Below are 6000 nucleotides of genomic sequence, written 5' to 3'. Positions count from 1 at the left end.
CCATCAGGCTATCTGGCGGGCAAGCCGCCTGGTGGTCTCGATATTCGGGAGCATGGCTCCAGATGGGCCGGGGCGACCAAGGTGCCGCCTTGTCCGAGCGTGCGAAACCGAATGGCGAGGATTTCCAGGCCTATTCGCCAACTGCTTCTTTGCTTCGTGCATTTGCCGGTGGGTCAGCCTTGTATTCGTCCTCAATGCCTGTTGGCGAACTCAGCTTTGATCGAAAGTTCGCCTGCATCCAAGGGGATGTCGTCGTCTACGACAATGTTGACGGACACAAGGCAATCAGAGTCGACGTGAACGGGGAGTTGCGGAAGCGCCAAGGCGACGAGCCTGTTGCCCTTTGCGATGTTGACATCAATGTCAACCACGGCAATCTCAGTGCGCTGGTTGCCAATGTGTTTATGCGCGACGATGTGAAGTGTATGATCGCCTTCCGGTATCCCCAAGATCTGCAGATAGACCGCCAGCGGCAAAATTCCAGGGCCTGCATTCATGTTCAATTGATCGTCATAGACGCCGATCAGCATATGTTTGCCCGTTATCTCCTGCCGAATATCGTCACAGAAGAGGATTTGCGTTTTCATCCGCGAGGCTCCCATTTCAGGGTCCTCGCAGGCGATTGCACGCGGCCGGTTGCGCGCTTGTTCAGCGCACCAGGATAGTCTTGATGGGTTATGACCTCTGACCCGGCAGATGTGGACGAGGTAAAGGCCGTCAGGGCGGGCGGATCGTCAGGATAGTTGGGCTGCTCGTCTGCGGCGTCCTCATAGACAATTCTGATTTCAGGCACGCCACCAAGCGCCCAGGCCAACTCGGCAAACGTGCCCAGCGTCAGATTGGCGGCACCGGAAAAGCAGCGGTTCACACGCGAGCGGTCGACACCGAGGGCGTTTGCAAGATCCTGCTGCGTGAATTTCCTGGATTCTTTCCGATGGACCAAGGCACTTTGCAGAGCGCGGCCAGCCTGGGAAACAAAAACAGCCCTGGCCTCGTCCTTCGGGTCCAGCGAAAAAAGCGAGTCTTCGTTATCATCAAGTTGATATGACATCGTTATACGTCGCTCCTGACCTATATTTCGGTTCATCTAGATCGATCGACTTTCTGTGATCGACACATGCGTTGCGATGTTCGCTATAGAGCGCGGGGTTGGTCTTCAAATTCTCAAGGAAGTCGCCTCTGACCGCGACGAAATTGTCCTTTGCGGGAAACCAGCCAAATATCCGGACATCCGGCTTGGAGAATTCCCACACATCGTCCGAGACGGGTCTCATCAGTTTAAACCATCGGCTGTTCGGGAAGGGTGCGCCGGTGATGAATTGCCGAAGCAAGTCGAGCACTTGCTCAGCGGGGCGCAAGTCCGGCTTGTGCGATGCCGGCGCCTGTCGCAACGGTCCGTTGAGCCATTGCCAGAAATCCGGCGTGGCATAGAACTTCCTCTCTTCAAACATATTCCGGGCGAGGTTGACCTTGACAGGTCTCAGGTCCCTTCGCTGAACCAACTCTTGCAATGTTGCCATATAAGTCAACACATATTCGTCAACAAGATGTTTTGCCGATCAAGATTTATCCATTTCCGGTCGGTGCCCACCAGATGAGTCGAACATAGGCAACCAACATGTCGATGTCGATCTCGCGTCTCTTCCCACCCACCCACCTCCCATTGACATCCAAAAATAAGTGAGTCATCACTTATCTATCGAATGAACGGGATCACCTCATGGGCCGCAAAAAGATCATCGACGAGGCAACCCTGCTGGAGGCCGCGCGCAGCGTGTTTCTCGAGCAGGGCAATGCCGGCACCACCAAGGAAGTGGCGCGGCGGGCGGGGATTTCCGAGGCGGCGATTTTCAAGCGGTATCCGACCAAGACGGCGCTGTTCGTGGCGGCATTGATGTCGACCGATATCGATACCGGAGGTCTTGTCGCCACCGAGATCGACAATCCGCGCGACGCGTTGGTCGAGACGGGCCGGCGGCTGCTCAGGCATTTCCGCACGGTCATTCCGATGGGGCTAAGGCTGATGGAGAATTCGGCCGTGACCATGGATGATCTCGGCAATCATTTCGGCAATGCGCGGGTGGGCGCGGTGGCCGATCGCCTGGCCGATTTTCTCCGGCAGAAGGATGCGGAAGGCGTGCTCAGCGTGCAGAATCCGCTCGCGGCCGCCCATCTGCTGATTGCCGCGATCCACAGCGTGCCGCTTTACGAGTTGATGAAGTTTCATGGCGGCGCCAATCTCGATCATGTCATCGAGGTGTTTGTCGATGCCCTCTGCGCAGGCCTGCCGCCTGGGAAAGGCAGGCCGGATGGGTAGTCACTAAGCCACGTCGCATTCGTTCTCTCAGCCTGTCCTATCCCGCAAGCGGTGACCCGCATTCGGGAGACGGGCGGGGCGTGCCCGAATTCCATTAACAACCAGATCAGGGAAGACTCCGATGCATATGCATTCCGGACTTGAACAGTTGCGTCCTCACTTCAGCCCACCTGTCGAAAAGCCGCTTCTGTCGCTGCGCGGCGCCGGCAAGATTTATCAGACGGCGGCGGGATCGTTTGCCGCACTCACAGGCGTGGATCTCGATATCCATCCCGGCGATTTCCTCGCCGTGGTCGGCAAGTCCGGCAGCGGGAAATCGACGCTGGTCAATATCATGACCGGCATCGACACGCCGAGCGGCGGCACCATCGATGCTGGCGGCCGCCACATCCACAGCCTGACGCAGGAAGAGCTCGCCATCTGGCGCGGCACGACGGTCGGCGTGGTCTTCCAGTTCTTTCAATTGCTGCCGACGCTGACCATTGCCGAGAACATCATGCTGCCGATGGATTTCTGCAACACGTTTGCGCCGGCCGCGCGCCGGGGCCGTGCCCAAATGCTGCTGGAAAAACTCGGCATCGGTTCGGAGATCGACAAGCTGCCGGCGGACCTTTCCGGCGGCCAGCAGCAGCGCGCCGCCATTGCCCGGGCGCTTGCCAACGATCCGCCGATCCTGGTGGCGGATGAGCCGACGGGAAATCTCGACTCCAGAACCTCCGACGAGGTGATGGGGCTGTTTGCCGGGCTTGCCGGCGAAGGCCGGGCGGTGGTGATGGTCACGCATGAGCGGGATCTCGGCCGCTATTTCACCCGCGTGATCGAACTTGCCGATGGCAGGATCGTCGGACAGTCGGGAGAGCGGCCATGATCATCCGCACCCGCTGGCTAAAGCTGATCCGCGATTTCGACGCCATCCAGGGCAGGGTGGTGATGGCCGTGGCGGCCATTGCGCTCGGCATTTTCGCGGTGGCGCTGATCGGCACCGCCTATACGATCCTGACGCGGGAAATCTCGCGCAACTATCTCGCCACCAATCCGGCATCGGCGATCGTGGATTTCGGCACGGTCGACGCCAAGGTGATCGCGGATGTCCGCAAGCTCGCCGCGATTTCCGATGTCGAGGCCACGTCGATCGTCACCGCGCGGATCGCCTTGCGCCGGGACGAATGGGTGCCGCTTTTGCTGTTCGTCATTCCGGATTTCAAGGCGATGCGGATCAGCAAGGTCGCGCCCCAGGCTGGCGCCTGGCCGCCGCCGGCCGGCACGATGCTTCTGGAACGCGAAGCGCTGAAATTCCTCGGCCGCCGGTTGGGCGACAGCGTCGCGGTCGAGATGCCGTCGGGCCAGGCGACATCGGTGGTGATATCCGGCTCGGTCCATGACCCGGCTTTGGCGCCTGCCTGGCAGGAGCAGATGGCCTATGGCTATGTGACGCCGGAGACCTTTGCCGCCATGGGCGGCCAGCCGGTGCCCGAACGGCTGAAGATCACAGTCAAGGACGCCGTTTTTGACCAGGCGAAAGTCGATGCCGCCGTCACCAGCCTTGCAGCGGTCCTGGCCAGCGCGGGCGACAAGATCCATGCGATCCAGGTGCCGCCGACCGGCCGGCATCCGCACCAGGGCCAGATGACCGCCGTGCTCAGCCTGTTCCTGATCTTTGCTTTGCTGGCGCTCCTTCTCGCCTCTGTGCTGGTGGCCTCGATCGTCGATGGGCTTCTGGCACAGCAGGTGCGGCAGATCGCCGTGATGAAGGCCATCGGCGCGCGCCGGCGCCAGATTGTCGTTCTTTACCTGACGGGTGTGTCCATCCTTGCCGGCGTGGCGCTGGCGCTCGGCGTGCCGCTCGGCATCTGGGGCGGGCGCGGCTTTGCCGATGTGATCGCCAAGCTGCTCAATTTCGACATCCAGTCGCATGCCGTTCCGCCCGGCTTCGTCGCGGCCCTGGTCGCTGGCGGGTTTGCCATTCCGCTCGCCTTTGCCGCCATTCCGATCAACCGGGCGGCGCGTCTGACCGTGCGCGAGGCGATATCGGATTTCCGCGTCTCGTCCTTTGCCGGGCGCGACCGGATCGATGGCCTGCTTGCCAGGATCGGCGGCATCGACCGGACGCTGCTTCTGTCGATCCGCAACGCCTTTCGCCAGCGCGGGCGGTTGATGCTGACGCTGGTTCTGCTCGCCTCCGCCGGCGGCATGTTCATGGCCAGCGCAAACGTCCAGGCGGCCTGGACCTATTTCGTCGCGGCGTCCGCGCAGGACCGGCGCTACGATCTCGAACTGCAGTTCAGCCGCTATGCCGGGACTGGCGAGGTCATGCGTCTCGTTGCGGCGCTGCCCGATGTGGCGAAGGCCGAGGCCTGGAACGTGACGGCGGCGGCGATCGCCCGGCCGGACGGGCTGATGGTGGTGCGCACCTATCCCGATGGCGGGCATGCCAGCCTCGATTTTCGCGCCCTGCCCAGCCCGGCGGCACTCGGCCATCTGGTTCTCCTCGCGGGCTCCTTGCCGCGGGCCGATGCGGAGGACGCATTGGTCGTCAACCAGGGCGCCTGGAACCTGCTGGGACGGCCGGCGATCGGCGCGCGCGTGGCGCTGACCGTGGACGGTCGAACGGCGGCCTATCGTATGAGTGCTGTGGTGCGGCAGATCGTGACGCTGCCGTCAGCCTATGTTTCGGCTGCGGCCTATGCCCACGTGACGGCCACGGAAAACCGGACCAATGCCATCCGCATCACCGCCCGCGACCATGATGCGGCGTCGGTCAACCGCCTGTCGAAGGCGATCGAGACGGCGCTGGCGGGCGCCTCCATTCCCATCGCCAAATCGATCTCCGCAGCGCGCATGGACAGCGCCGTCGGCGGGCATGTGAAGATCCTGGTCGTGTCGCTGATGTCGATGTCGCTGCTGATGGCGATCGTCGGCCTGCTCGGCCTCGCCTCGGCGCAGGGCATCAGCGTTGCCGAGCGGACGCGCGAATTCGGCATCATGCGCACGATCGGCGGCAGCCATGGCGTGATCATCCGCAATGTCGTGTCGGAAGGCCTGTTCATCGGGCTCCTGAGCCTGGTGATGGCGATCCTCATTGCGCTGCCGCTGACGCTCGGCATCGGCCGCCTCATCGGCAGCATGTCCTTCGGCCTGCCGCTGCCGCTGATCGTGTCGCATGCCGGCCTCATGACCTGGCTTGCCATCCTCGTCACCGGCTCCGCCGCCGCCAGCCTCGTGCCGGCACTCCGCGCCGCCCGCCTGACCATCCGCGAAACACTCGCCCATATCTGAAACGCCAAAGGAACCAAAGCCATGAGAAAGCGACTGCCCGTCATCCTCACCGCCATCGTCGTCATCGGCCTGCTGCTGTTTGCCGCCCATACATTCGATCTCCTCGGCCTGGCGCGGGCGGTGCATGGGGGGTGAGCGGCAGAGGCGCCGGGGGAACGCTCGGCGCTGTCGCTGGAAGGGAGCAACGCGCCGCAGTTTCGGCCGCCGACGACCCGAGGCGGCCGAAACCTTATGGCAGGTCCGCGCCAAACCTCCCCCTATGGTACGGACGGGCAGAGCGCGACATTTAACTATCTGGTACAAAGTGCTTGACAGGTATTAACCAGATGGTACAAAGTTGCGCTTGTGAGAGCCTGGCTCGTCACTCTGGGTTTGACTATGTGCCGCTTGAGGAGGCGGCAGGGAGG

The 6000-nt window shown here is 62.1% G+C and carries 6 protein-coding genes; 3 read left to right on the top strand and 3 right to left on the bottom strand.

Features of this window, described 5'->3' with window-relative positions:
* Nucleotides 1-191: 191 nt before the first annotated feature.
* The 3 genes from AC1D06_RS34160 to AC1D06_RS34150 are packed head-to-tail and all read right to left on the bottom strand — an operon-like array spanning nt 192 to nt 1529.
* On the bottom strand, nt 192-587 hold the full coding sequence (locus AC1D06_RS34160) for a DUF6941 family protein (protein WP_477990239.1): 396 nt from the start codon (nt 585-587) through the stop codon (nt 192-194).
* Nucleotides 584-1051 carry a helix-turn-helix domain-containing protein gene (locus AC1D06_RS34155; RefSeq protein ID WP_477990238.1) on the bottom strand — a complete coding sequence of 156 codons (468 nt, stop codon included), beginning with the start codon at nt 1049-1051 and terminating at the stop codon, nt 584-586. Before AC1D06_RS34155 ends, AC1D06_RS34160 begins: the two co-directional genes overlap by 4 nt.
* Nucleotides 1035-1529 carry a hypothetical protein gene (locus tag AC1D06_RS34150; protein WP_477990237.1) on the bottom strand — a complete coding sequence of 165 codons (495 nt, stop codon included), beginning with the start codon at nt 1527-1529 and terminating at the stop codon, nt 1035-1037. Before AC1D06_RS34150 ends, AC1D06_RS34155 begins: the two co-directional genes overlap by 17 nt.
* 191 nt (nt 1530-1720) lie before the next feature.
* On the opposite strand from AC1D06_RS34150, the gene AC1D06_RS34145 reads away from it, so the two are divergent.
* From AC1D06_RS34145 to AC1D06_RS34135, 3 genes are all read left to right on the top strand, one after another.
* The gene (locus AC1D06_RS34145; protein ID WP_477990236.1) at nt 1721-2317 is read left to right on the top strand and encodes a TetR/AcrR family transcriptional regulator; all 597 of its coding nucleotides are present in this window, start codon (nt 1721-1723) and stop codon (nt 2315-2317) included.
* A 121-nt stretch (nt 2318-2438) separates the two neighbouring features.
* On the top strand, nt 2439-3185 hold the full coding sequence (locus AC1D06_RS34140; protein ID WP_477990235.1) for an ABC transporter ATP-binding protein: 747 nt from the start codon (nt 2439-2441) through the stop codon (nt 3183-3185).
* The gene (locus tag AC1D06_RS34135) at nt 3182-5593 is read left to right on the top strand and encodes an FtsX-like permease family protein (protein ID WP_477990234.1); all 2412 of its coding nucleotides are present in this window, start codon (nt 3182-3184) and stop codon (nt 5591-5593) included. The genes AC1D06_RS34140 and AC1D06_RS34135 overlap by 4 nt, the downstream gene beginning before the upstream one ends.
* Nucleotides 5594-6000: the final 407 nt, after the last annotated feature.

The organism is Rhizobium sp. P2_G2 (assembly GCF_056403555.1).
This window is presented reverse-complemented; position numbering and strand designations above follow the sequence as displayed.